The 23,275-nt window shown below is 70.3% G+C and carries 25 protein-coding genes and 4 tRNA genes; 18 read left to right on the top strand and 11 right to left on the bottom strand.

The window, feature by feature from the left end:
* Positions 1-19 precede the first annotated feature (19 nt).
* Positions 20-1,156, bottom strand: coding sequence for a sialidase family protein (locus OG738_RS08160; RefSeq protein ID WP_329052539.1), 1,137 nt, complete (start codon positions 1,154-1,156; stop codon positions 20-22).
* Between the two features lie 198 nt (positions 1,157-1,354).
* Between OG738_RS08160 and OG738_RS08155 the strand changes: the two genes are divergently transcribed.
* Positions 1,355-2,020 carry a hypothetical protein gene (locus tag OG738_RS08155; RefSeq protein WP_329052537.1) on the top strand — a complete coding sequence of 222 codons (666 nt, stop codon included), beginning with the start codon at positions 1,355-1,357 and terminating at the stop codon, positions 2,018-2,020.
* A gap of 34 nt (positions 2,021-2,054) precedes the next feature.
* Here OG738_RS08155 and OG738_RS08150 read toward each other — a convergent pair whose 3' ends face one another.
* Entirely contained in the window at positions 2,055-2,546 is a 492-nt protein-coding gene (locus tag OG738_RS08150; RefSeq protein WP_329052536.1) for a YajQ family cyclic di-GMP-binding protein, read from the bottom strand.
* 129 nt (positions 2,547-2,675) lie between these two features.
* Between OG738_RS08150 and OG738_RS08145 the strand changes: the two genes are divergently transcribed.
* A tRNA-Tyr gene (locus tag OG738_RS08145) sits at positions 2,676-2,758 on the top strand.
* Between the two features lie 236 nt (positions 2,759-2,994).
* Complete coding sequence (locus OG738_RS08140; RefSeq protein WP_329052533.1) at positions 2,995-3,801, top strand: class I SAM-dependent methyltransferase; 807 nt, start codon at positions 2,995-2,997, stop codon at positions 3,799-3,801.
* Between the two features lie 66 nt (positions 3,802-3,867).
* Here OG738_RS08140 and lon read toward each other — a convergent pair whose 3' ends face one another.
* The 4 genes from lon to OG738_RS08120 form a co-directional block, all read right to left on the bottom strand.
* Complete coding sequence (gene lon, locus OG738_RS08135; RefSeq protein ID WP_329052532.1) at positions 3,868-6,270, bottom strand: endopeptidase La; 2,403 nt, start codon at positions 6,268-6,270, stop codon at positions 3,868-3,870.
* 100 nt (positions 6,271-6,370) lie between these two features.
* Positions 6,371-7,216 carry an SAM-dependent methyltransferase gene (locus tag OG738_RS08130; protein WP_329052531.1) on the bottom strand — a complete coding sequence of 282 codons (846 nt, stop codon included), beginning with the start codon at positions 7,214-7,216 and terminating at the stop codon, positions 6,371-6,373.
* 50 nt (positions 7,217-7,266) lie between these two features.
* A complete protein-coding gene (locus OG738_RS08125; RefSeq protein WP_329052530.1) occupies positions 7,267-8,121 on the bottom strand; it encodes an SAM-dependent methyltransferase in 855 nt (284 codons plus the stop codon).
* Positions 8,122-8,191: 70 nt separating this feature from the next.
* Positions 8,192-9,130, bottom strand: coding sequence for a GNAT family N-acetyltransferase (locus OG738_RS08120; RefSeq protein WP_329052528.1), 939 nt, complete (start codon positions 9,128-9,130; stop codon positions 8,192-8,194).
* A gap of 237 nt (positions 9,131-9,367) precedes the next feature.
* Between OG738_RS08120 and OG738_RS08115 the strand changes: the two genes are divergently transcribed.
* From OG738_RS08115 to OG738_RS08090, 6 genes are all read left to right on the top strand, one after another.
* Positions 9,368-12,013: a putative bifunctional diguanylate cyclase/phosphodiesterase gene (locus OG738_RS08115; protein ID WP_329052527.1), complete on the top strand. Its 2,646-nt coding sequence runs from the start codon at positions 9,368-9,370 to the stop codon at positions 12,011-12,013.
* 80 nt (positions 12,014-12,093) lie between these two features.
* Positions 12,094-12,166 (top strand) — tRNA-Thr (locus tag OG738_RS08110).
* Between the two features lie 50 nt (positions 12,167-12,216).
* A tRNA-Met gene (locus tag OG738_RS08105) sits at positions 12,217-12,289 on the top strand.
* A gap of 51 nt (positions 12,290-12,340) precedes the next feature.
* Positions 12,341-12,505, top strand: a complete 165-nt coding sequence (gene rpmG / locus OG738_RS08100; RefSeq protein WP_442875872.1) for a 50S ribosomal protein L33 — start codon at positions 12,341-12,343, stop codon at positions 12,503-12,505.
* 78 nt (positions 12,506-12,583) lie between these two features.
* Positions 12,584-13,033 (top strand): MaoC family dehydratase N-terminal domain-containing protein, encoded by a 450-nt coding sequence (locus OG738_RS08095; RefSeq protein ID WP_329052526.1) that lies wholly within the window; start codon positions 12,584-12,586, stop codon positions 13,031-13,033.
* Entirely contained in the window at positions 13,030-13,428 is a 399-nt protein-coding gene (locus OG738_RS08090; protein ID WP_329052524.1) for a MaoC family dehydratase, read from the top strand. The genes OG738_RS08095 and OG738_RS08090 overlap by 4 nt, the downstream gene beginning before the upstream one ends.
* A gap of 19 nt (positions 13,429-13,447) precedes the next feature.
* On the opposite strand, the gene OG738_RS08085 is transcribed toward OG738_RS08090, so the two are convergent.
* Genes OG738_RS08085 through OG738_RS08075 form a run of 3 tightly spaced genes read right to left on the bottom strand, consistent with a single transcriptional unit; the run spans position 13,448 to position 15,694 of the window.
* Positions 13,448-14,356 carry an SGNH/GDSL hydrolase family protein gene (locus tag OG738_RS08085; RefSeq protein WP_329052523.1) on the bottom strand — a complete coding sequence of 303 codons (909 nt, stop codon included), beginning with the start codon at positions 14,354-14,356 and terminating at the stop codon, positions 13,448-13,450.
* Positions 14,357-14,390: 34 nt separating this feature from the next.
* Positions 14,391-15,347, bottom strand: a complete 957-nt coding sequence (locus tag OG738_RS08080; RefSeq protein WP_329052522.1) for a hypothetical protein — start codon at positions 15,345-15,347, stop codon at positions 14,391-14,393.
* On the bottom strand, positions 15,344-15,694 hold the full coding sequence (locus OG738_RS08075) for a GntR family transcriptional regulator (RefSeq protein ID WP_329052521.1): 351 nt from the start codon (positions 15,692-15,694) through the stop codon (positions 15,344-15,346). The genes OG738_RS08080 and OG738_RS08075 overlap by 4 nt, the downstream gene beginning before the upstream one ends.
* 132 nt (positions 15,695-15,826) lie before the next feature.
* On the opposite strand from OG738_RS08075, the gene OG738_RS08070 reads away from it, so the two are divergent.
* Positions 15,827-16,042 carry a hypothetical protein gene (locus tag OG738_RS08070; protein WP_329052519.1) on the top strand — a complete coding sequence of 72 codons (216 nt, stop codon included), beginning with the start codon at positions 15,827-15,829 and terminating at the stop codon, positions 16,040-16,042.
* A gap of 4 nt (positions 16,043-16,046) precedes the next feature.
* Here the strand turns inward: OG738_RS08070 and OG738_RS08065 are convergent, their stop codons facing one another.
* Entirely contained in the window at positions 16,047-16,988 is a 942-nt protein-coding gene (locus OG738_RS08065; protein WP_329052518.1) for a TIGR03619 family F420-dependent LLM class oxidoreductase, read from the bottom strand.
* A gap of 206 nt (positions 16,989-17,194) precedes the next feature.
* Between OG738_RS08065 and OG738_RS08060 the strand changes: the two genes are divergently transcribed.
* The 6 genes from OG738_RS08060 to OG738_RS08035 all read left to right on the top strand — a co-directional run bounded on the left by OG738_RS08060 (position 17,195) and on the right by OG738_RS08035 (position 20,799).
* A tRNA-Trp gene (locus OG738_RS08060) sits at positions 17,195-17,267 on the top strand.
* Between the two features lie 26 nt (positions 17,268-17,293).
* Complete coding sequence (secE, locus tag OG738_RS08055) at positions 17,294-17,734, top strand: preprotein translocase subunit SecE (protein ID WP_329052516.1); 441 nt, start codon at positions 17,294-17,296, stop codon at positions 17,732-17,734.
* Between the two features lie 73 nt (positions 17,735-17,807).
* Positions 17,808-18,644, top strand: a complete 837-nt coding sequence (gene nusG, locus OG738_RS08050; RefSeq protein ID WP_329052515.1) for a transcription termination/antitermination protein NusG — start codon at positions 17,808-17,810, stop codon at positions 18,642-18,644.
* Between the two features lie 74 nt (positions 18,645-18,718).
* Positions 18,719-19,156 carry a 50S ribosomal protein L11 gene (rplK, locus tag OG738_RS08045; RefSeq protein WP_043781763.1) on the top strand — a complete coding sequence of 146 codons (438 nt, stop codon included), beginning with the start codon at positions 18,719-18,721 and terminating at the stop codon, positions 19,154-19,156.
* A gap of 79 nt (positions 19,157-19,235) precedes the next feature.
* Positions 19,236-19,955 (top strand): 50S ribosomal protein L1, encoded by a 720-nt coding sequence (gene rplA, locus OG738_RS08040; protein WP_284747830.1) that lies wholly within the window; start codon positions 19,236-19,238, stop codon positions 19,953-19,955.
* A gap of 70 nt (positions 19,956-20,025) precedes the next feature.
* Positions 20,026-20,799: an alpha/beta fold hydrolase gene (locus OG738_RS08035; RefSeq protein WP_329052511.1), complete on the top strand. Its 774-nt coding sequence runs from the start codon at positions 20,026-20,028 to the stop codon at positions 20,797-20,799.
* 1 nt (position 20,800) lies between these two features.
* Here the strand turns inward: OG738_RS08035 and OG738_RS08030 are convergent, their stop codons facing one another.
* Positions 20,801-21,646 carry a hypothetical protein gene (locus OG738_RS08030; protein WP_329052510.1) on the bottom strand — a complete coding sequence of 282 codons (846 nt, stop codon included), beginning with the start codon at positions 21,644-21,646 and terminating at the stop codon, positions 20,801-20,803.
* A 275-nt stretch (positions 21,647-21,921) separates the two neighbouring features.
* Here OG738_RS08030 and rplJ point away from each other — a divergent pair, with 275 nt between their 5' ends.
* Positions 21,922-22,476 carry a 50S ribosomal protein L10 gene (gene rplJ, locus OG738_RS08025; RefSeq protein ID WP_257921889.1) on the top strand — a complete coding sequence of 185 codons (555 nt, stop codon included), beginning with the start codon at positions 21,922-21,924 and terminating at the stop codon, positions 22,474-22,476.
* A 49-nt stretch (positions 22,477-22,525) separates the two neighbouring features.
* Positions 22,526-22,912 carry a 50S ribosomal protein L7/L12 gene (gene rplL, locus OG738_RS08020; protein WP_033261456.1) on the top strand — a complete coding sequence of 129 codons (387 nt, stop codon included), beginning with the start codon at positions 22,526-22,528 and terminating at the stop codon, positions 22,910-22,912.
* The last annotated feature ends 363 nt before the right edge of the window (positions 22,913-23,275 follow it).

Below are 23,275 nucleotides of genomic sequence, written 5' to 3'. Positions count from 1 at the left end.
CCCTACGGGCCGGGCGGACTCAGAAAGCCGGTCCCTTGCCGAAGTAGGCCTTGCAGCCGGAGTTGTACTCGGTGGCGATCTCCAGCACGTTCCGGCCGTCGTCGACCGGCAGCAGCGTCGAGGAGTAGTTGGGGCAGAAGTTGTTGTAGACGCCGGTGATGTGGACGGGGGCGGGCAGCTCGTACCAGTTGCCGCTCCCGAAGTCGTCGTTCGCGAGCAGCACCTGGCCGTTCTTCGGCTGTGGGTCGCCCTTCGCGTTGGTGTAGATCTGCCCGACCATGACGATCCGGACGCCGTTCGGGCCGCCGGGGAAGAGCGTGATCGTCTGCGCGTGCTGGAAGTAGTTGCCGTTCGCGGTGTTCACGCGGGTGCCGGGGTCGGTGGGGCTGCCCCAGTTGGCGCCGTCGGGGGAGATCTTGAAGTACGGGTCGCAGTAGCGGTCGCGGAAGTTGCAGATCTCGTAGGCGAAGTAGTACCGGCCGTCGGGCAGCCGGCGGATGATCGGCATGCCCGGCCGGACCCGGTCCGGCGGGATGGCCAGGGTGAGCTGCTTGGTGCCCCAGGTCAGGCCGTCGGTCGAGGCGACGCGGTTGAGGACCTGCGCGTACTTCGGGGCCTGCGTCTCGTCGGCGAAGTGGAGCCAGAGCGTGCCGCCGGCGTCGACGGTGAACTCGGGCTCCCAGATGCCGTCGATGTTGTGCGAGCGGGCGGCCTCGGAGAGGAAGATCCAGGTGCGGCCGCCGTCCTTGCTGGCCCAGACCTTGATCCCGACACGGCGTTGCGCGCCGGCGTCCTGCCGGTACGAGGCGGCCCAGAGCAGCGTGCCCGCGCGGAGCCGGCCGACGCGCTCGGGCAGCTCGTAGATCGTGCCGCAGCACATGCCGTACCGGCCGTCGGGATCGTGGATGGCGCCGATCTGGTGGAACGTCTCGCCCTCGTCGGTGCTCTCCATGATGGGCGTGAACTTGCCCCCGGCGTCTTCGCTGGTCAGTGACGCGATGATGGTTCCGCGCCCCAAGATCGAATGCTCGAGCCGGACCAGGCGCGCGTACGAGCCGAGGCCGGGCAGGAGCTGCTTGCGCTCGGCCGCGCTCGCCGGGGTCAGTGTCGCGCCGAGCACGGTGAGTGACAGCACGAAGGCGAGCAAACGGCGCATCCTGACCCTCTCCACGCGGTGACCGCGCGATTACAGCACGCGAGTGGGGTCCTTCGTGGACAGTCACGCGGCCCATTCGCGCGTTCGAGGGGTTTGCTCTGCCCGTCCGGGTGATCGATCACCGGGCGTGACAGTAACGTTCCGGCAAAGGGCGTCGAAAGATCACCGGAGGGCCGGTGGTGGCCCCGAGGGGGAACGATGAACTTCCGGCTCGCCTGTGTGCTGGCCTCGGCCTTGCTGGTGACGGCCTGCGCGCCCGCGACGGGCTTCGGCACGATCATCGCCGCTTCGCCATCGGCTTCGGTGCCGACGCCCACCACATCGGCGGCCCCGGTACCGCGCGACGTGCCGACGGAGACGCACACGGGCAAGGGCGAGGGCCAGTTCGCGGTGACGTGGCCGGCGGACCAGCTGGGCTTCTTCACGTTCGACTGCCCCAAGTGCTCGTCGAACGTGATCATCAGCACCGACGGCGGCGAGTTCGGCCTGGTCAACGCGATCGGCAGGTACCAGGGCACGACCTGGCTGAACACGGAACCCGACCGCCCGACGACGAAGGTGACGGTCTTGGCGAACGCATCTTGGACGGCGACGATCGCGGACTACCGCAGCTTGCCGGTGGCCGCCCCGGGCGCAACGGCGTCCGGCAACGGTGACGCGGTGTTCCGGATCCCGGACGGGGTGCAGGCGGTGGCGTTCACGGCGAAGACCCGCGGGAACGTGGCGCTGTGGGTGCACTCGGAGAAGGTCCGCGACCTGCTGGTCAACGCGATCGGCGACCAGTCGGCGACGGTCCCGGTCGTCGGCCCGGCGTTCCTGCGGGTGGACGGCTACGAAGCCAAGTGGACGATCACGCCGTCCTGAGCGGGCACCCGGCGACCGGGTGCCCGCGGCGGCGTCACCGGTAGTTGGTGAACTGCAGCGCGATCTCGAAGTCCTTGCCCTTCAGCAAGGCGATCACGTCCTGCAGCTGGTCCTTCTTCTTGCCCGACACCCGCAGCTGGTCGCCCTGGATCTGGGCCTGGACGCCCTTCGGGCCCTCGTCGCGGATGAACTTGGCGATCTGCTTGGCCTTGTCGGAGGCGATGCCCTGGAGGATCTTGCCCGACACCTTGTAGATCTTGCCCGACAGCGCCGGCTCGCCGGCCTCGAAGGCCTTCAGGGAGATGCTGCGCTTGATCAGCTTCTCCTTGAACACCTCGACCGCGGCCAGGGCGCGCTCTTCGGTTTCGGACTCGATCACGATCGCCTCCTCGCCCGACCAGTTGATCGTCGTGCCGGTGCCGCGGAAGTCGAACCGCGTGCCGAGCTCCTTGCCTGCCTGGTTCAGCGCGTTGTCCACCTCCTGGCGGTCGACCTTGCTCACGACGTCGAAAGAGGGATCCGCCACGTGTCCTCACACCTCGTACTCGCTTGTCAGGGGCCACCCAGCCTAGCCCCCATCGGGGGACGGGCATCCCGGTTGACCCCCGCTCGAACCCGTTGGGTAAGCTTCTCCCCGGCCGGTTCGCCCGGCCTTGGCGGGTTACCCGAGTGGCCAAAGGGGACTGGCTGTAAACCAGTTGGCTTACGCCTACGGGGGTTCGAATCCCTCACCCGCCACCCACCGGAACGGCCCCGCGACCACCAGGTCGCGGGGCCGTTTTCATGAGCCACAGGGCTCCCCATGACCGCGTCTTTACGCAACCCGCAATTCGGCCGCAATTCCTGGCCGGTGATGGAAGATTCATTCGCCCTTTCGCCCCCATTTCGAAATTCTCCCGGGAAACGGTAACGGCTTTCGTGCCCGGCCCGACCCCGCATGTGCCGAACCCAGTGGCAGAGCAGTGGAGGTACGCATGCCGGTTCGCGGGACGCTCGAACGTCCACCGCGCGAGGAGCTCGTGCGGGTCCAGTACGCGGATGCCCGGCTCGTGGCCGATTACGCCGAGGCGTATGACGGCCGGGGGCCCACCGCCCGATTTCACCGATCGAGGATGTACGCCGTCGACGAAGTGTTGCGCGGCTCGCCCGGCGGCGCGCTCCTCGACGTCGGCTGCGGGCCGGGGAAGATGGTCCGGCACGTGCTCGAAAGCCGGTCCCCGGATTTCACCGTCACCGGCTGCGACCGGTCCGCCGCGATGATCGACGCGGCCCGCCGGCACACCGGGGAGGAAGCGAGTTTTTCCGTCGGCGACATCGAAGAAATGCCGTTCGCCGACCGCAGTTTCGACGTCGCGCTCGCGATGGGCGTGCTGGAATACGTGGACGTCGCGCCGGCTTTGTGCGAAATCGCGCGCGTGGTGCGCCCGGGTGGGCGCGCCATCGTCACCATGCTCAATCCGCTCAGCCCCTACCGGCTGGTCGAATGGGGCCTCTACTGGCCGGCGCGCCGCGTGCTCGGCGGCCTGGAGGACGCCCTGCGCTTCCCGCGGCGACACGGCGCGCGCCGCACCGGCATCGAGGCGTACACCCCGAGGCGGCTTCGCCACGAGCTGTGGCGGGCCGGACTGCAGCCGGAGGACACGCTGTTCTACGACGTCACCGCGCTGGTGCCGCCGCTCGACCGGCTGGACCGGCGGCACCGGCGGCCGGAGACGACCGTCGGCCGCGGCGCCGCGGGCCTGCTCGGCACCGGCTACCTGATCGCCGCGCGGCGGCTCTGACGAAGAGAACGGCCGGTTTCCCCGTGCGAGGGGGAAACCGGCCGTTTCGGGTGGCGGCGTTCGGGGTTACGCCGCCTGGGAAACCGGCGTCGAAGCCGGCGTCAGCGCGAGGTCGAGGACCTCGCGGACATTGGCCACCGCGTGCACGTCGAGCTGGGACAGCACCTCGGCCGGGACGTCGTCGAGGTCCGGCTCGTTGCGCTGCGGGATGATCACCGTCTTCATCCCCGCCCGGTGCGCCGCCAGCAGCTTCTGCTTCACGCCGCCGATCGGCAGGACGCGGCCGGTCAGCGACACCTCGCCGGTCATCGCGACGTCCGCGCGGACCACGCGGCCCGAGAGCAGCGACGCCAGCGCCGTCGTCATCGTGACGCCCGCCGACGGCCCGTCCTTCGGCACCGCGCCCGCCGGGACGTGCACGTGGATGCCGCGCTCCCGCAGGTCGCCCACCGGCAGTTCCAGCTCCGCGCCGTGCGAGCGCAGGTAGGACAGCGCGATCTGGACGGACTCCTTCATCACGTCGCCGAGCTGGCCGGTCAGCTGCAGCCCGGACGCGCCGGACTCCTTGTCCGCCAGCGACGCCTCGATGTAGAGGACGTCACCGCCGGCCCCGGTCACCGCCAGGCCCGTCGCGACGCCCGGGATGGACGTCCGCTGGGTCGACGCGGGCAGCGACGACTCGGGCAGGTGCCGCGGCCGGCCGAGGTAGGTGTCGAGATCCGGGGCGTCCACCGTCAGCGGCAGGGACACCTCGTCGAGCGCCACCTTGGTCGCGATCTTCCGCAGCACCTTCGCGATCGTGCGGTTCGCCGCACGCACGCCCGCCTCGCGGGTGTACTCGGCGGCGATCCGGCTGAACGCGGCGTCGGTCAGCGTGACGTCCGAAGCGCCCAGCCCGGCGCGCTCCAGCTCGCGGGGGAGCAGGTGGTCGCGGGCGATGGTGACCTTCTCGTGCTCGGTGTAGCCGTCCAGCGTGACGAGCTCCATGCGGTCCAGCAGCGGGCCGGGGATGGTCTCCAGCGCGTTGGCCGTCGCCAGGAACACGACGTCGGACAGGTCCAGCTCGACCTCGAGGTAGTGGTCGCGGAACGTGTGGTTCTGTTCCGGGTCCAGCACTTCGAGCAGCGCCGCGGTCGGGTCGCCGCGGTAGTCGGCGCCGACCTTGTCGATCTCGTCGAGCAGCACGACCGGGTTCATCGAGCCGGCTTCCTTGATGGCGCGGACGATCCGGCCGGGCAGCGCGCCGACGTAGGTGCGGCGGTGGCCGCGGATCTCCGCCTCGTCGCGGATGCCGCCCAGCGCCACCCGGACGAACTTGCGGCCCATGGCCTTCGCGACGGACTCACCCAGCGACGTCTTGCCGACCCCGGGAGGACCGGCGAGGGCGAGCACGGCGCCGGAACGGCGGCCGCCGACCGCGCCCAGGCCCGACTCGGTGCGGCGCTTGCGCACGGCCAAGTACTCGATGATGCGTTCCTTGACGTCGTCGAGGCCCGCGTGGTCCGCGTCGAGCACGGCGCGCGCGGCGGCGATGTCGTAGCTGTCCTCGGTGCGCTCGTTCCAGGGCAGCTCCAGGACGGTGTCCAGCCAGGTGCGGATCCAGCCGCCCTCGGGGGACTGCTCGGACGTGCGGTCCAGCTTGTCCACCTCGGCCAGCGCGGCCTTCTTCACGGCGTCGGGCAGCTCGGCCCCTTCGACGCGAGCGCGGTAGTCGTCGTCCTGGACGGTGCCGTCGAGCTCGCCGAGCTCCTTGCGGATGGCCTCGAGCTGGCGGCGCAGCAGGAACTCCTTCTGCTGCTTCTCCATGCCCTCGGCGACGTCCTTGCGGATGGTGTCGGTGACCTCGAGCTCGGCGAGGTGCGCCTTGCTCCACTCGAGCGCCTTCTCCAGGCGTGCGCTGACGTCGAGCGTGGTCAGCAGCTCGAGCTTCTGCTCGGTGTCGAGGTACGGCGCGTTGCCGGACAGGTCGGCGATCGCGGAGGCGTCCTCGACCTGCTGGACGGCGTCGATCAGCTGCCAGCCGCCGCGCTGCTGGAGGATCGAGATGACGACGGCCTTGTACTCGGCCGCGAGCTTGGCGGTCTGGTCGTCCGTGGTCTCGGTGGCGTCCTCGGCGTGCACCCAGCGGGCCGCGCCGGGGCCGTCGGCGATCCGGCCGACGAGCGCGCGGCTCGTGCCGCGCAGCAGGACGGCGGCCTTGCCGCCAGGCACGCGGCCGATGCGCTCGACCGTCGCGACGGTGCCGAACTCGGCGTACTCGCCGTGGACGCGCGGGACGATCAGGACCTCGGCCTTGGTGGCGCCGGTCGACCGGATGCCGGGGAACGAGGCCTGGCTCGGCGTCTTGGCCTGGGCGGACTCCACCGCTGCCCGCGTCTCGGTGTCGGTCAGGTCGAGCGGGACGACCATGCCCGGCAGCACGACGTCGTCATCGAGCGGGAGCACGGGCAGGAGGCGGGTGTCGGACATGTGCACTCCTCGTGTAGTTGAGTCTGCCTAGCTCAACTCTCCGAAGGGTGGGTTTGTTTCCGATGGTGCGTTCGCCCACAGCGATCAGTAAAAGCCCAGTTCAGAGGCCTGGGCGACGCGCGACGGCACACCACGCGAAGGGGCGCGTCTCGGCGTCGATCGGCGTCGGCGGCGTCTCCGGGCGCCAGTCCGGCAACGATGTCATCCCCGGCGGGAGCAGCGGCCAGCCGCCGAACCACGGGAGCAGCTCGTCCGCGGATCGCAGCCACGCGGGGTTCGACGTCGCCTGGTACGCCTCGATGAAGCGGCGAACCTCGGCCGCGCGGTCCGGCGGGGCGTCGTCCCGGCACGTGCCGTGCGTCAGCGCCAGCCAGCTGCCCGGCGCGAGCTTCGACCGGTACGTCGCCATCAGGCCGTCCGGGTCGTCCGACGGGCCGATGAAGTGCATGACCGTGATCATCAGCAGGCACACCGGCCGCGACCAGTCGATCAGCTCGCGCGTGACGTCGTCTCCGAAGATCTCCTTCGGGCGGCGGATGTCCCGCTCGACGAGCCCCGCCCAGTCCGTGGCGCCTTCGCGCTCCAGGATCAGCCGCGAGTGCGCGGCCGCCACCGGCTCGTAGTCCACGTAGACCACCGACGCCCGCTCACCGGCGGGCAGCCGGTCCCGGACGATCTCGTGCACGTTGCCCGCCGTCGGCACGCCCGAGCCGAGGTCGACGAACTGGCGGACGCCGGCGTCCATCGCCGCCGACACCACCCGGTTCATGAACGCCCGGTTCTGCCGCGAGATCGGCCGGATCAGCGGCCACACCTTCTCCACGCGCCTGCCGAACTCGCGGTCGACCGCCCAGTGGTGCGACCCGCCGAGGTACCAGTCGTAGACGCGCGCCGCGGACGGCTTGTCGGTGTCGACCCCGGCCGGGGCGGTCGGCGCTCCTCCCATGCCCCCACCACCCTCGGCGGAGGCGCTTGACGCCGCTGTGTTCCTTGGGCTCATGCGCCGGGTTTCTCCGCGATGCCGCACCAGGCGAACGGGCGTGCTTCCGCCTCCAGTGCGTTGAGCTTGCGGTCGGGCCGCCAGTCCGGCAGGTGCACGATGCCCGGTTCGAGGAGGTTCCAGTCGCCGAACAGCGGCTCGATCTCCTCGCGGTTGCGCAACCAGACGGGGTTGCTCGTCTTGCGGTACTGCTCGACGAACCAGCGCAGCCCGTCCAGGTACTTGCCGGTGCCGTCGCCCTCGCTCATCTGCGAGATCGCCAGCCAGCTGCCCGGCGCGAGCTTGTCCCGGTAGGCCTTGAGCAGGCCCACCGGGTCGTCGTCCGGTCCGACGAAGTGCAGCACCGCCATCATCATCAGGCAGACCGGCTTGGAGAAGTCGATCAGCCGCTTCGTCTCTTCGGCGCGCAGGACGGCCTTCGCGTCCCGCATGTCGGCCTGGACGATGCCCGCCCAGTCCGTCGCCGCCTCCTCTTCGAGGATCAGCGTCGCGTGCGCCACCGCGACCGGCTCGTAGTCGACGTACACGACCGTCGCGTCGTGGTCCTCGGGCAGCTCGGCCTCGACGACCTCGTGCACGTTCCCTGCCGTCGGGACCCCGGAGCCGAGGTCGATGAACTGCCGGATGCCGGCCCGCAGCGCCGCCCGCACCGCGCGGTTCATGAACTCGCGGTTCTGCTTCGACCCGGGGCGCACGAGCGGCCACTGCTGCTCCATACGCCTGCCGAACTCGCGGTCCACGGCCCAGTTCTGCGTGCCGCCCAGGTACCAGTCGTAGATCCGGGCCGCGGACGGCTTCTCGGTGTCGACGCCTTCGGGCGCTCTCGGCGCCGAATCCCGCTGATCGGTCACTTTCCGGCTCCCCTCGCTCTCCGGCAGCCAGCCTATAAGGACGAACGACCTGGGGTAATCCGCCAGTGGTTCAGCGAACGGCTGGTCGACGCTGCCAGTACGTCCACAGCGGCCGGTAGCCCTGCGCGTACCAGAACGGCGTCGACAGCGGGTTCGCCGCCGCGTGGTGCAGGAGGACGACGTCGGCGCCTTCCTCGTCCAGGACGTGGTGGGCGTGGGTGGCCAGCGCGGTGCCGACACCGGAGGACCGCGCCTCCTTCGCGACGGCCAGCGACGACAGGTAGCCGACGCGGTCCGCGGCGACCCGGTCGCTGATCCAGCCGGTCTCGCCGGGGTGCTGGACGTTCACCATGCCGAGCGGACGGCCGTACAGCTCGGCGATCCACAACGGCGGTTCCGGCCGGTCCAGCTGCTCGGCCAGGTCCTTGGCCATGATGTCCTCGACGCCCTGGCGCAGGTTGACCGTGCCGTACTGCGCGTCGAAGGAGTGCAGCTCGAGCCCCAGTGAGACGACGGTTTCGAGGTCGCCGGGCTCGGCGCGGCGGATCTTGACGCCGGGCGTGCCGCGCGGGCCGGCCGGGACCATCCGCTCGGCCGGGCGGACCGCGATCACGCGCAGCGGCGCGAAGCCGTGGTGCAGCATTTCCCGCGTGCCGGCGGCGTCCCGGCTGGCGCGCGGGACGATCGCCGCGGTCTCGGTGTCGCCGCGCTCGGCGACCGCGCGCAGATGTTCATCCCATCGGGTGAGAAGCGCGTCGAGGGCTCCCGCCGGGTGGGGACCGGCGAGCTGGAGGTCGAGGCGGTGCTCGGTCAGCGCCCGCCACGGCGCGTTCGGGGCGTCCTGGTCGACCTGGATGCGCGAAGCGAGGCCGGCCGCGGCCGAGTCGGTCGTCGCCACCTCCAGCACCACGGCGCTTTCGGCCGCTTCGAAGGGGGAAGTACCGGGGAGCAGGGAGTCCACCGCCGCGAGCCGGGCCGCGTGTTCGGTGGCAATCACGTCGCTGTGCATGGGCACATTGAAGCGCTATGCGGGACGTCGTGCGCAGACGACCACCCCTGCTTTCGCCACCCGATGTTTCACCCCTTGGTCCACGCAGGTCAGCGCCATCGAGGCATTGTTAACCCTGGGGTGATCTCCTACTGTCTCGAAAGGGACACGGGTACGCCCTACGGGGTACGGTATGGCCCTTGTCCACACCCGAAGTCACGGATCAGCGCCGGTGGACAAGCCGGGAGGGAAGGTCGGATGCCGGACACCAACGCCCACGGCAACGCCGTAGCGCAGGCGAAGCCCGGGCCGGGAGCCGCTTCCGGGACACCGCCCGTCTCCGCCGAAGCCCGCACGGACGAACGCCGGTTCCGCGCGTACACCTTCGCCGTCCTGAGCATCGGGCTCGTCGCCGCGTTCGCCGTCGGCTCGTGGCTGCCGTTCCACTGGGACAGCCGGCTGCTGTGGATCGGGCCGGTGCTCGCGGTCGCGTTCCTGCTCGCCGAACAGCTCGGCATCAACGTCGACGTCCGCAGCGGCATCTCGTGGACCATCTCCTTCACCGAGATCCCGCTCGTCATCGGGTTCTTCGTCGCACCGTTCGAAGTCGTGCTGGCCGCGCACCTGGTCGCCGGCATCGGCACGCTGCTCGCGCGGAAGGTCGCCGGCCGCGTCCTCTACAACGCGGGCGCGTTCCTGCTCGAGATCACCGGCGCCTTCGGGGTCGCCGGGCTGGTCAAGGTCGCCGTCGGCGCCGGGGCGGGCAGCGAGATCCCGTGGGTCGCCGCGCTCGCCGGCACGCTCACCGCACCGCTGGTGAGCACGCTGCTCGCGCTCGCCGCGGTCCGCGTGCTGCGCCGCCGGATGCGGGTGAGCACCGCCATCCGGCTCACCGCGCGGATCCTGGTCGTCGGCTTCGTCAACGCGTCGGTCGGCTTGTCCGGCTACCTCGTCATCTCCAACACGCCCAAGGCGTGGCCGCTGGTGCTGGCCGTGTTCCTCGGCCTGACCGCGCTGTACTGGGCCTATTCCGACCTGCTGCGCGAGCAGCGGGACATGGAAGCGCTGTCGGACGTCAGCCTGATGGTCGCCCGCTCCGGCCAGCAGGCCGCGGCGCGCCCGGCCAGCCGCGCCGACGAGCTCGTCGGCGGCGTCGACGTCCGCGAATGGGCCACGATCGCCGAGCGCATCAAGGACCAGCTCGCCGCCGGCCGCGTCGTGCTGAGACTCCGGCTGGAACCGAAGGACACCATGCGGGTCGTCGTCGCCGGCGACGACCTGCCGGTCGCCGACCCGGCCGCCGACGACCCGCTGCTGCGCCTGCCCGGCGCGCACGTCCGGCACTTCCGGATCACCGAGGCCAACCCCGACGTCCGCGCGGCGCTGCTCGACCGCGGCGCACAGGAAGCGCTCGTCGTGCCGCTGCGCAGTGCGAACCAGCTGCTCGGCGTCGTCGAAGCGCACGACCGGCTGTCCCGCTGGCGCGGGTTCGGCAAGTACGACGTCCAGCTGCTCGGCACGATGGCCAGCCACCTCGCGACGTCGCTGGACAACCGGCGGCTGCTCGCGACCCTGCGCCACGACGCCTACCACGACCCGCTCACCGGGCACCTCAACCGGCCGGGCTTCCGGCAGGTGGCGAAGGAACCGTTGCGGGACTTCGCGAACGCCGTGGTGCTGCGGATCGACCTCGACGTCTTCTCGACGGTCAGCGACGCCTTGGGCTACGCCTGGGCCGACCGGATGGTGATCGCCGCCGGCCGCCGCATCCGCGACGCGCTCGGCCCCGACGTCCCGCTCGCCCGCCTCGAAGGCGCGTCGTTCGCGGCGCTGCTCGTCGGCTGCCCGCCCGAGGACGCCCACGCGGCGGCGGAACGGCTGCGCGAGGAGCTTTCCGCGCCGTACCCGGTGGACCGGCTTTCGGTCGAGGCGAACGCGATGATCGGCTACGCGACGACGACGCCCGAGGAGTCCGGCGACGTCGTCGACATCGAAGGCCTGCTGCAGCGCGCCGACGTCGCCGTCCGCGCCACGAAGGGCGGCGAAGAGGTCCGCGGCTACGTGCCGAGCATGGGCCAGATCTTCCTGCGCCGCTTCCAGATGGTCACGCAGTTCCGGCAGTCCCTCGAGGACGGCCAGGTCAGCGTGCACTACCAGCCGAAGATCACCCTGCCGAACCGGCAGGTGCAGGGCGTCGAGGCGCTGGTCCGCTGGGTGCACCCGGAGTTCGGGCGGCTCGGCCCGGACGAGTTCGTCCCGGCCATCGAGGCGGCCGGCCTGATCGGCGTGCTGACGTCGTTCGTGCTCGGCGAGGCGTTGAAGCGCTGCCGCAAGTGGCTCGACGAGGGCCTGCGGATCTCGGTGGCGGTCAACCTGTCGGTGCGCAACCTCGCCGACGAGGACTTCCCGAACAAGGTCGCCCGCGAGCTGGAGCACTTCGGCATCCCGCCGGAGCTGCTGACGTTCGAGCTGACCGAGTCCGGTGTGATGTCCGACCCGCAGAAGGCGCTGCCGATCCTGCGCGAGCTGCACTCGCTGGGCATCACCCTCGCCGTGGACGACTTCGGGACGGGGTACTCGTCGCTGGCCTACCTGCGGCAGCTGCCGGTCGACCAGGTCAAGATCGACAAGAGCTTCGTCCTCGGCATGGGCACCGACCTCGGCGACCTCGCGGTCGTCCGGTCGATCGTCGAGCTGGGGCACTCGCTCGGGCTGACGGTGGTCGCCGAGGGCGTCGAGGAGGACGTGGCGCGCGACCAGCTCGAGGCGATGGGCTGTGACGTCGCCCAGGGGTACCTGATCTCGCGCCCGCTGCCGGAGGATCGCCTGGAGGCGTGGCTGCAGGCCCGCACCGCGCGGTCTCCCGGACGCCACTCGGAGACCGTGCTTACGCTGCTGACCTGAGGTTTTGTCGTTTGGCCACCCCGGTTGCACGGCTGGGTGACGGGGGTTGGTAATCTTTCGAAGTCCTCGCGAGAGGCCAGGCCCCTTTAGCTCAGTCGGCAGAGCGTCTCCATGGTAAGGAGAAGGTCTACGGTTCGATTCCGTAAAGGGGCTCACGACCTCAGCCGCGTCACGCCTGCGTGTCGCGGCTTGGGTCATGTAAGGGCGGTGTAGCTCAGTTGGCAGAGCAAGCGGCTCATAATCGCTGTGTCGCCGGTTCAAGTCCGGCCACCGCTACGCGGTAACGACTGGGGCTGGCCCCCGGGACCTGAGAGAGAAGGAAACGCTGTGGCTGCCACCGACGTGCGACCCAAGATCACGCTGGCGTGCGAAGAGTGCAAGCACCGCAACTACATCACCAAGAAGAACCGGCGCAACAACCCGGATCGCCTGGAGATGAAGAAGTTCTGCCCGAACTGCGGTACGCACCGGATGCACAAGGAAACCCGCTGACGCGTAGCGCGTTCACCAGCTTTCGAGAAGCCGCCCTGGACCACCAGGGCGGCTTCTTGCTGTTGGTAGCCTCCTCGGGTGCCCTTGGACGAGTCGTTCACCGGGCGGGTTTACCCGCCGCAGACCAGCTACGAAGTGAGCCGGGAGAAGATCCGGGAGTTCGCCGACGCGATCGGCGACCAGAACCCGGTCTTCCGCGACCCCGAGGCGGCCCGCGCCGCCGGGCACCCGGACGTGATCGCCCCGCCGACGTTCATCACGATCGTCAACCTGGCCGCCATCAACGCGATCGTCAGCGACCCGGAACTCGGGCTCGACTACTCGCGGATGGTCCACGGCGACCAGCAGTTCAGCTACAGCCGCCCGGCGCGCGTCGGCGACCGGCTGCTGCTGACGACGTACATCGACAAGATCATGGCCCGCGCGGGCAACGACTTCATCAACCTGCGCGCGGAGATCACCGACGGCGACGGCGAGCACATCGCCACGACGCGGGCCCAGCTGGTGGTCCGGGGGGAGGACGCGTGAACGTCGGCGACGAGCTGCCCGCCATCGAGGTCCGGGTGACGCGCGACCAGCTGGTCCGCTACGCCGGGGCGGCGATGGACTTCAACCCGATCCACTGGAACGAGGCGTTCGCCAAGGAGGTCGGCCTCCCGGACGTCATCGCGCACGGCATGCTGACGATGGCACTGGCCGGCCGGGTGGTGACGGACTGGCTGGGCGACCCGGCTCGCCTGGTCGACCTGAGCGCCCGCTTCACCAGGCCGGTGGTGGTGCCGAACACGCCGGAAGGTGCCCTGGTGGAGTTCTCGGGCAAGGTTGGCGCGCTGAACGACGACGGCACCGTGAGGATCGATCTGGTGGCCAAGTTCGACGGCAAGACCGTACTGGGCAAGCCACAGGCCCTGGTGCGCGTCTAAGGCCAGAACACGGCCGAAGTCACGACCAAGGCAGCTTCAGAACGCCCAGCACGGCATCCGCCATCCCCTGCTCCCCCCGCGCGTTGGGATGCAGCGGCGCGGCGTGCAGGGACGGGATCACACCCTCCACCCAGCGCGTGTCCGACGCCGTGCAGACGTCATGACCCTTGCCGGGAGTCGCCGTATCGGCGTACCCCGCCCGGTGGGCGTCCGCCTGGTCCTCGAGCATCTTGTTCAGCTTGCCCAGCGCCTCGCGGAAGTAGGCGACGTCGCCGGCGCCGACCGGCAGCACCGGCCAGCAGCCGTCGCCGTCCGGGAGGACGGTCGGGTAGCCGACGACGATGATCTTCGCCTTCGGGGCCTTGCCGTGGATCTTGTCCAGCACCGCGCCCACCTTCGGCGCGGTGGCGTCGATCTGCGCCGCGAGCTGGTCGTGCCCGCCCGCGGTCAGCCGGTCCTTGCACGGCGACGCCGTCCGGTGCGCCGTCGCGCAGGACGACGCCAGCTGCAGGAAGCCGACGTCGTTGCCGCCGATGCCGAGCGTCACCAGCGTCGTCTTCGCGGTGACCGCGTCCAGCTGGGGCGGGTTCGTGCCGTTGGACGTCTTCTGCGCGGCGGTCAGGTTCGCCGTCGTCGCGCCACTGCAGCTGGCGTCGGCGAACTCGGCGGGCTTCAGGTCCGCCGAGACCAGGTGCGGGTAGTTGTCGTCGGAGCGCAGGCAGCCGCCCGGGAAGCCGACCTGCTGCCCGGTGTGTGGCGACGCCGTGTACGAGTCACCCAGCGCGACGTAGCGGCCGCTGCCGCCCCCGGTTTCGACACCTTCCGGCGCCGCCGACGAAGATCCGTGTTGCCACTTGTAGTACCCGAAGGCCAAGAGCCCGACCACGAGCACCACGACCAGGCAGCCGCCCCCGCTGTTCTTCGCCACACTTCGTTTCTACCGAACGAAGACTGGCGGCCACCTAGTCAATCCGGGTGACGTGCCGCGCGCGGAGATCGTTCACCAGGCCCGCGCCGGTGGCCGGGTCGTCCACGCTGACCAGCACCGTCCGCCCGCTTTCGAGGGCCAGCGCCATGGCCGGGCCGCCGCGGACCTTGTACGCCGTCGTGCCGGTCACCGGGTTGAAGCGCAGCCCGAGGCCGCCGTCCCCGAACGTCGTCAGCTCGCGCACGGTCGCTTCGCGGATGGTGGCCAGCTCGAGGTGCCGCCAGGGGAAGCCGAGGAGGCCGAAGCGGATCGTGACGCCCTTGGCGTCGACGGTCGCCTTCACCCGGTACGTCACCGCCGCGACCAGCGCGCCGACCAGCGCAAACCAGACGGCCATCGGCCACGAGAGCCCGGCGGGCACGAGGGCGATCGAGCCGGGGACGACCGCGAGCAGCCAGAGCATCGCCGGGTTCGCCGCCCGGCCCGACCAGTACGCGCGCTGCCCCGGCCGGAGCCCGACGCTCGGGCGGTCGGCGCTGTCTTCGAGGGCCGGCGCGGGCAGGCCGCCGACGATCGCCGCGACGATGCCGAGCGCGGCCGCGCCCACCAGGAACAGCACGACGACGGCGCCGCTGCGCACCGCGTGCCAGTCCGGCACGTCGAGGTTGGGCACCAGTACCGAAAGCAGGGTGGCCGGGGCCAGTGCGGCGAACCCGGCGCCCACCCCGATGGTCACGCGGGGCACCGGCCGCCCGCGGCGCAGCGCGGCGACGGCCGTCGCCGTGAGGATCGCTGTCGCGACCGCGCCGAGCGCCAGGCACACGGCGACGAACAGCCCGCGCGGGGTGGCGCCGTCCGGCCCGTCGTTCCAGTGCGTCGCGACGGGGTCGGGCAGTCGGCCGGCCCACGCGTTCGCGAGGAGCCCGGCGGTGACCAGCACCGCGCCCGGCAGCACGGCGGTCGCGGTCAGGACCCGGATCAGCTTGGTCATGAGTACTTCTCCTTCAGGATCCCGGTGAGCTCCTCGAACCCGACGCCCGCGCGTTTCGCCTCGCCGGCCAGTTCGCCGGCCAGTTCGGCCAGGCGCGCCCGCGCCGAAGCCCCGCCGATCACGACGGCGCCCCGGCGTCGCCGCAGGTCGATGAGGCCTTCGTCGCGAAGCGCCGCGTACGCCCGCAGCACGGTGTGGACGTTGATCTCCAGCGACGCGGCCAGCTCGCGGGCGGGCGGCAGCTGCTCGCCGGGCGCCGGGTGGCCGTCCGCGAGGGCGCGCCGCAGCGACGCCGCCACCTGTTCGAAGAGCGGGACGGTCGAGCTGGGGTCGATCCGCACGAGCATAGTTCTAACTGTACTAGAACTAACTGGTTTTAGCTGGGCGACCCTGTGTGGGTGAGCGACGGTTGCGGGAGCGCGGGATCACGGCGAGGGTGGGCGCGTTCGATTCGACGTCTCGAGAAGGGCAGAAGCGCAGTGAGCCTGAACTTGAACAAGCTCGTCGACAAGGCCTACGAGGACAAGACGATCAAGGAGCTGCTGGACGCGCCGCCGTCCGCGCTCGAAGGACTCACGCCGAAGCACGACGAACTGCTCGCCGAGCTGAAGATCAAGACGATCCGTGACCTCGCGAAGTGGAAGTACGCCGCGAAGGCGCAGGCGCTCGCGACCCTCGCCGACAGCGAGAGCTGACGCCTCAGGCGGTCAGTTCGGCCGCCAGCTCCAGGGCGTGGTCGACGTCCTTCGCGACGTAGTGCAGGTCGACCAGCGTCTCGGTGATGCCCAGCTCGCGGGCCGCGTCCAGGCAGGGCGCGACGTCCGCGACCGACTCGACCCCGGTGCCCGCGCGCGGGTTGATCCGCAGGACCCGCCGCAGGGTGCCGGGGTCGCGGCCGGCCTTCTCCGCCGCTTCGAGCGCGACCGACCAGAGGCCGCTCAGGTACTGCTTCGGCATCCAGCTCGCCAGCCAGCCGTCCGCCCGGCGGCCCACCCGGGCCAGTGCGGGCGGGGAGAACCCGCCGAGCAGCACCGGCGGCCGCGGGTCCTGTGCCGGCCGCAGCCCGACCGTCGACGGCGCGATCCGCCACTGCGGGCCCTCGTGCGCCACCGGGTCGCCGGTCCACAGCGCCTCGAGCGCGTCGAGGACGGCTTCGAGGCGCTTGCCGCGGCCCTCCCACGGCACACCGGTCGCGAAGTACTCCTCGCGCAGCCAGCCGAGCCCCAGGCCGACGTCCAGCCGTCCGCCGCTGGCCAGGTCGAGCGAGGTCAGGGTGCGGGCGAGCAGCACCGGGGAATAGACCGGGCCGGTCAGGGCGCTCATCCCGAGGCGGGCCGTGCGGGTCACCGCGGCCGCGGTGGCGAGCGTCGTGAACGGGTCCGCGAAGGTCTCGAACTCCTTCGGGTACGGGTGCTCCGGCGTCCCGCCACCCGGGTAGAGGTCCGAGGGCGCGTGCGGCGTCAGGATCCGGTCGCCGACCCAGAGGGACCCGAAACCCAGGCCCTCGGCGGCGGTCGCGAAGCGCGCGACGGCGGCGGGGTCGGCGAGGGTGCCGTACTGGGGGAGCGCCAGCCCGAGCCGCATCCCGCTCACCGGTCCACGGCCGGACGGCGGGGCGTCGGTGCCCGGGGTCCTCGTCATGGCGGACATCCTGGCATGATCAGGTGGCCGGCGGGGAGTTTCCCGCAGGCCCGCCGAGGTGCGGCGGTCGATCGGGGGGCGCGGTTGCGGGCTCTCGTGAGGCTTGCCGTAGACTTCGGGACTTGGAACGCACTACGGTCATCCCCGCCTGGATGGTGGGGACGCTGGAATGCGTCCTCCGGGGCTCCGAGCAATCGGTGCTCCACAGGGGTGTAGCTCAATTGGCAGAGCAGCGGTCTCCAAAACCGCAGGTTGCAGGTTCAAGTCCTGTCACCCCTGCGTAACGGAACTGGTGGAGCGGAGGAGTGGTCGTGAGCGACAGCGACGCCAGCGGCGGCGAGCAGGAGCAGGATGGCACCGGGCAGAAGCCTGAGAGCCCGTCCCGTCCCGTCACAGCTGCTGCCCGGCGTGAGCGCCGTGCGACCGCTCGTCCCGCGGGCAAGTCCGCGGCACGTGCGGACGACAAGACGCGGCCCGCCGGGAAGTCGGGGGAGAAGACCGCTCCCGACGCGAAGGGCGCTCCGACCCCGAAGCGGGACCAGAAGGCGAAGAAGGCCTCCGTGTTCGCGCGGCTGGTGCGCTTCATCCGCGAGGTGTGGGCGGAGCTGCGCAAGGTCATCTGGCCCAACCGCAAGCAGATGGTCACCTACACCGCGGTCGTGCTGGCCTTCGTGGTGTTCATGGTGGCCCTGGTGAGCGTGCTCGACCTGGCATTCAAATGGGGCATCGGCAAGATCTTCGGCTGACGCGCCTCGGCGCGCGCCGATGGGGCTCAGGTCCCGGCCTGACCCCGGCAATGATCAACTGAGAGGACGGAACGTGACCTCCGACAACGGCACATCAGCCGGTCACGACCTGACCGAGCTTTCCGACGAGCAGGTGCACGCGGCACTCGGTGACGAGGAGTCCGCGCACCTCGAGCCCGTCGAGGTGTCCGACGAGGTCGACGAAGCCGCTTCCGCTGACGACGAAAGCACCGAGGGCGTGGCCGAGGCCGCCGCCGACGATGCCGAGGCCGAGCCCGCCGCGGCGGACGACGACCCGGTCGCCACGCTGCGCGCCGAGCTGCTCGCCGCGCCCGGCGAGTGGTACGTCGTGCACTCGTACGCCGGGTACGAGAACAAGGTGAAGACCAACCTCGAGACCCGGACCCAGACCCTGGACGTCGAGGACTACATCTTCCAGATCGAGGTCCCGACCGAAGAGGTCACCGAGATCAAGAACGGCCAGCGCAAGCAGGTGCAGCGCAAGGTGCTGCCCGGCTACATCCTGGTCCGGATGGACCTGAACGACGCCTCGTGGAGCGCGGTGCGCAACACGCCGGGCGTCACCGGGTTCGTCGGCGCCACCTCGCGGCCGTCGCCGCTGACCGTGGACGAGGTGCTGAAGTTCCTCGCCCCGAAGGTCGAAAGCGAAGCCCCGGCGAAGGCCGGCAAGGGCGAGTCCGCCACGACGGCGGCCCCGCTCGGCGGCCCGGCCGTCGAGGTCGACTTCGAGATCGGCGAGTCGGTCACGGTCATGGACGGCCCGTTCGCCACGCTGCCGGCGACGATCTCCGAGGTCAACGTCGACGGGCAGAAGCTGAAGGTCCTGGTGTCGATCTTCGGCCGGGAGACCCCGGTCGAGCTGTCGTTCACCCAGGTCTCCAAGATCTGACGGCCGCTCGCTCGGCCGCAGTCCCCACGTCCACGGCAGGTACGCGGGGAACGTAGTACAGGACAGGAAAAGAAATGCCACCCAAGAAGAAGAAGCTTGCGGCGATCATCAAGCTGCAGATCAAGGCGGGTGCGGCCAACCCCGCGCCGCCGGTCGGCCCGGCCCTGGGTCAGCACGGCGTCAACATCATGGAGTTCTGCAAGGCCTACAACGCCGCGACCGAGTCGCAGCGCGGGGACGTCGTCCCGGTCGAGATCTCCGTGTACGAAGACCGGTCGTTCGACTTCAAGCTGAAGACGCCGCCGGCCGCCAAGCTGCTGCTGAAGGCCGCGGGCGTGGAGAAGGGCTCCGGCGAGCCGCACAAGACCAAGGTCGCCAAGGTCACCTGGGACCAGGTCCGCGAGATCGCCAAGACCAAGGAGACCGACCTCAACGCGCACGACATCGACCAGGCGGCGAAGATCATCGCCGGTACTGCCCGGTCGATGGGCATCACGGTCGTCGACGCCTGACGTCTGCAGCTTTGCCCGTGGGAGAGCCGAGTGCTGGCTCCTACCACACTGATCCGTTTTCGAAGTTAAGGACAGAAGCATGACCAAGCACAGCAAGGCTTACCGCCAGGCTGCGGAGCTGATCGACAAGGCGCGCCTGTACGCGCCGCTCGACGCCGCGAAGCTGGCGAAGGAAACCTCCAAGACCAAGATGGACGCGACCGTCGAGGTCGCGATGCGTCTCGGGGTGGACCCGCGCAAGGCCGACCAGATGGTCCGCGGCACCGTGAACCTGCCGCACGGCACCGGTAAGACCGCCCGCGTCATCGTCTTCGCCGTCGGCGACAAGGCCGCCGAGGCCGAAGCCGCCGGTGCGGACGCGGTCGGCACCGACGAGCTGATCGAGCGCATCCAGGGTGGCTGGCTCGACTTCGACGCCGCGATCGCGACGCCGGACCAGATGGCCAAGGTGGGTCGCATCGCCCGCATCCTCGGCCCGCGTGGCCTGATGCCGAACCCGAAGACCGGCACGGTGACCCCCGCGGTCGAGAAGGCCGTGAAGGACATCAAGGGCGGTAAGATCAACTTCCGCGTCGACAAGCAGGCCAACCTGCACCTGGTGATCGGCAAGGCTTCCTTCGACACGGAGAAGCTGGTCGAGAACTACGCGGCGGCGCTGGACGAGATCCTCCGCGCCAAGCCGTCGTCGGCGAAGGGCCGCTACCTGAAGAAGGTCACCTTCACCACCACGATGGGCCCGGGCATCCCGGTCGACCCGCTGCGGACCCGCAACCTCCTCTCCGAGGACGCGAACGTCTGAGTCGGACATCACCGGAAAGGGCGTCCCCGCTTGCTGCGGGGGCGCCCTTTCTTCGTGTCTCATGGAGGTCATGCCGACTTTCGCGTCGTTCGACGGCCTCCGGTTGAACTACACCGTGTGGGAGGGCGACGCCGCCCACCGCCCGGTACTGCTGCAACACGGCTTCGCGGCCGACACGAACGCGAACTGGATCTCGACCGGCGTCGTCGCGGCCCTGCGGTCGGCCGGCCTGACGGTGCTCTCCCTGGACGCCCGCGGCCACGGCCGTTCGGAGAAGCCCCACGACGAGTGCCGCTACACGGGCGACAGCATGGCCCGCGACATCTCCGCGCTGCTCGACGAGCTGGCCCTGGACGAGGTCTCCCTGGTCGGCTATTCGATGGGCGCGATCATCGCCCTGACCGCGACGGCGGCGGACAAGCGCATCCGCTGCCTGGCCACGGGCGGCGTGGGCGCAGGCATCGTCGACTTCGGCGGCGTCGACCTGCGGGTGGTGAAGCCGGCGGAGATCGCCTCGGCTTTGCTGGCCGAAGACCCTTCCACGGTGCCGCCCTCGGGGGTGCCGTTCCGCCTGCTGGCCGACGCAACGGGCGGTGACCGCCAGGCGCTGGCGGCGGTGGCGCTGGCTTCGCAGGAGGGGAGCTTGAACCTGTCGGCGATCGGCGTCCCGACGTTGGTGCTGGCAGGCGACCAGGACCTGCTGGCGGCGGAGCCCGAGCGTCTCGCGGCGGCGATCGCGGGGGCCCGGTTGGTCCGGATCCCGGGCGACCACATGACGGCGGTGATGTCACCGGCGTTCTCGGAGGCGCTGGTGACGTTCCTGACGGCGCCGCACCCCCGCTGAGTCAACTGGTCGGCGGCGCCGCGGGGCAGGGCGTGGGTTCGTTGGTGTGCTCGACGATCAGCCACTGCCCCTTCGGCACCTTCGCCACGGTGAACGCGCCGAGCGCGGGGCCGCCCTCGATGCCGAACTGGCACGAGCTGATCGTGAACCGGTCACCCGGGTAGGGCTCCGAGACGCTCGAGGGCATCGACTCGGCGTACTTGTTCTTGTTGGTGACCTTGCGGTTCAGCTCGTGGACCGCGACCTGGCAGTCGGCGTAGCCGAGGTCCTGGGCGAACTTCTGCTGGATGGGCTCGTCCATCCGCCCGCACGCCTGCGGGACGAGGTTCTGCGCGATGGCGTCGTAGACTTCGCGCACGGCTTCGTACGGGCTGGTCGACAGGATGTGGTTGGTCTGGTACTTCCCGCCGCCTTCCTGGGCCAGCTGGGCGGACGTCTTGCCCGCGTCGCTGGGGAAGAAGTGGTTGTACAGCCACGTGCCGGCCACGCCGAGGATCACGATCGCCAGGACCCACGCGATCACCTTCTTGCCCAGCCAGCTCAGCCAGCGCGGTGCCCGGCGGCGCTCGGCCGGGACCAGCTGGTAGCCCGGGGGGATCGCCGGGGGCTGGCCGCTCTGTTGCGTGGCCGGTTGGGAAGGGGGCGCCTGGACCATCCCGGCGTCCGGAGCGGGGGCCGGCTGGTTGCCCTGCTGGGACTGCGTGAAGCGCAGGTAGTCCTGGAACTGCTGGAACTGGCGGAACTGCTCCAGCTGCGCCGGGTCCATCGGTGGCTGCGAACCGGGCAGGTTGGAGCCCGCCGGTTCGATGTCCGAGCCCGGCTTTCCGTCATCGCGCTGCTCCGCCACGTGACCATGATGCCCCACGCCGCCGCGAACGTGGGGGGTGGAGAAGGGTTGCCGACTTGACAAGGTACTCTTGAGGAAGTTCTACCGAAGACCGCTGGTGTTCCCCGCTAGGGGAACGAAGGTCCCGCACTCGCCGGGCGGCCCGCGCAGGAGGAACGAGGCTCGGCACCACGTGTGCCGTACGACGCCCCGCGCCTGCTTGCGCGAGGGCGTTTCGTCGTTTCGGGGGACTCCTTCGCAGCCAGTGGAAACACTAGCCAAGAGAGGAGGCGACCATGGCGAAGCCCGACAAGGTGGCGGCCGTCGCCGAGATCGCGGAGAGCTTCCGCACCAGCTCGGCCACCGTCGTTACCCAGTACACCGGCCTCTCCGTGTCCCAGCTGTCCCAGCTGCGCCGCGCTCTCGGCACCAGTGCCAAGTACCGGGTCGCGAAGAACACCCTCGTCAAGCGTGCCGCGGAAGATGCGGGCGTCACGGGGCTCGAGGACCTGTTCGTCGGCGCGACCGCCATCGCCTTCGTCGAGGGTGAGGCTGTCGACGCCGCCAAGGCGCTTCGCGACTTCGCGAAGGACAACAACGCGCTTGTGATCAAGGGCGGCTACATGGACGGCAAAGCGCTGTCCGTGGACGAGATCAACCGGATCGCCGATCTCGACAGCCGTGAGGTCCTGCTCGCCAAGGCGGCGGGCGCGTTCAAGGCGAAGCTGTCCCAGGCCGCCGCGCTGTTCCAGGCGCCGGCGTCCCAGGTCGCCCGCCTGGCTGCCGCGCTGGAGGAGAAGCAGCGCAACGCCACCGGTACCGAAGCAGCCGAAGCACCCGCCGAGAGCTGAACCACCCCCACCCCGAACGTCTAGTTCGTTTTTCTGAGAGGAAGCCATCATGGCGAAGCTGAGCACCGCCGAGCTGATCGACGCCTTCAAGGAGCTGACCCTCCTCGAGCTGTCCGAGTTCGTGAAGGAGTTCGAGGAGACCTTCGACGTCACCGCCGCCGCGCCGGTCGCCGTCGCCGCCGCCGGCCCCGCCGGTGCCGCCCCGGCCGCCGTCGAGGAGCAGGACGAGTTCGACGTCGTCCTCGAGGGCGCCGGCGACAAGAAGATCCAGGTCATCAAGGTCGTCCGCGAGGTCGTCTCGGGCCTGGGCCTGAAGGAGGCCAAGGAGCTGGTCGAGGCCGCTCCCAAGGCCCTCCTGGAGAAGGTCGACAAGGAGGCCGCCGAGGCCGCCAAGGAGAAGCTCGAGGCCGCGGGCGCCAAGATCTCCATCAAGTGATTCCGGGCGCGTGAGCGCCTCGCACCACCTCGCGAAAAGGGCGGGCACCCACTCGGGTGCCCGCCCTTTCCTCGTGCTCGGTGGCCGCGGACCTGCGGGGATCCGCTCAGTCCCTAGGGGCTGTGTCCGAATAGCCCCGGGTCCCTAAATCGCGGGTTCGGGGCTCCGGAGATCTGCGTCGTTGCCCCGAATGGACTACCGTGCCTGCAGTTGCCGATCACGGCGGGGTGACGATGGAACCAGGGCTGGCCAGGAAAGAAAACTGGTGAGTAACCTGTTCGCACTCAGCTCGTTGCACCTGGTTGACGCGGGTTCTTGGGGCGCCAGGCCCGCACCCGCCACCGGCGTGGGGTGGCAAGGGTG

Origin of the sequence: Amycolatopsis sp. NBC_01488 (assembly GCF_036227105.1) — a bacterium.
Lineage (GTDB): Bacteria > Actinomycetota > Actinomycetes > Mycobacteriales > Pseudonocardiaceae > Amycolatopsis.
The sequence above is the reverse complement of the archived record's forward strand: the minus strand, read 5'-3'. Positions and strand labels throughout refer to the sequence as shown.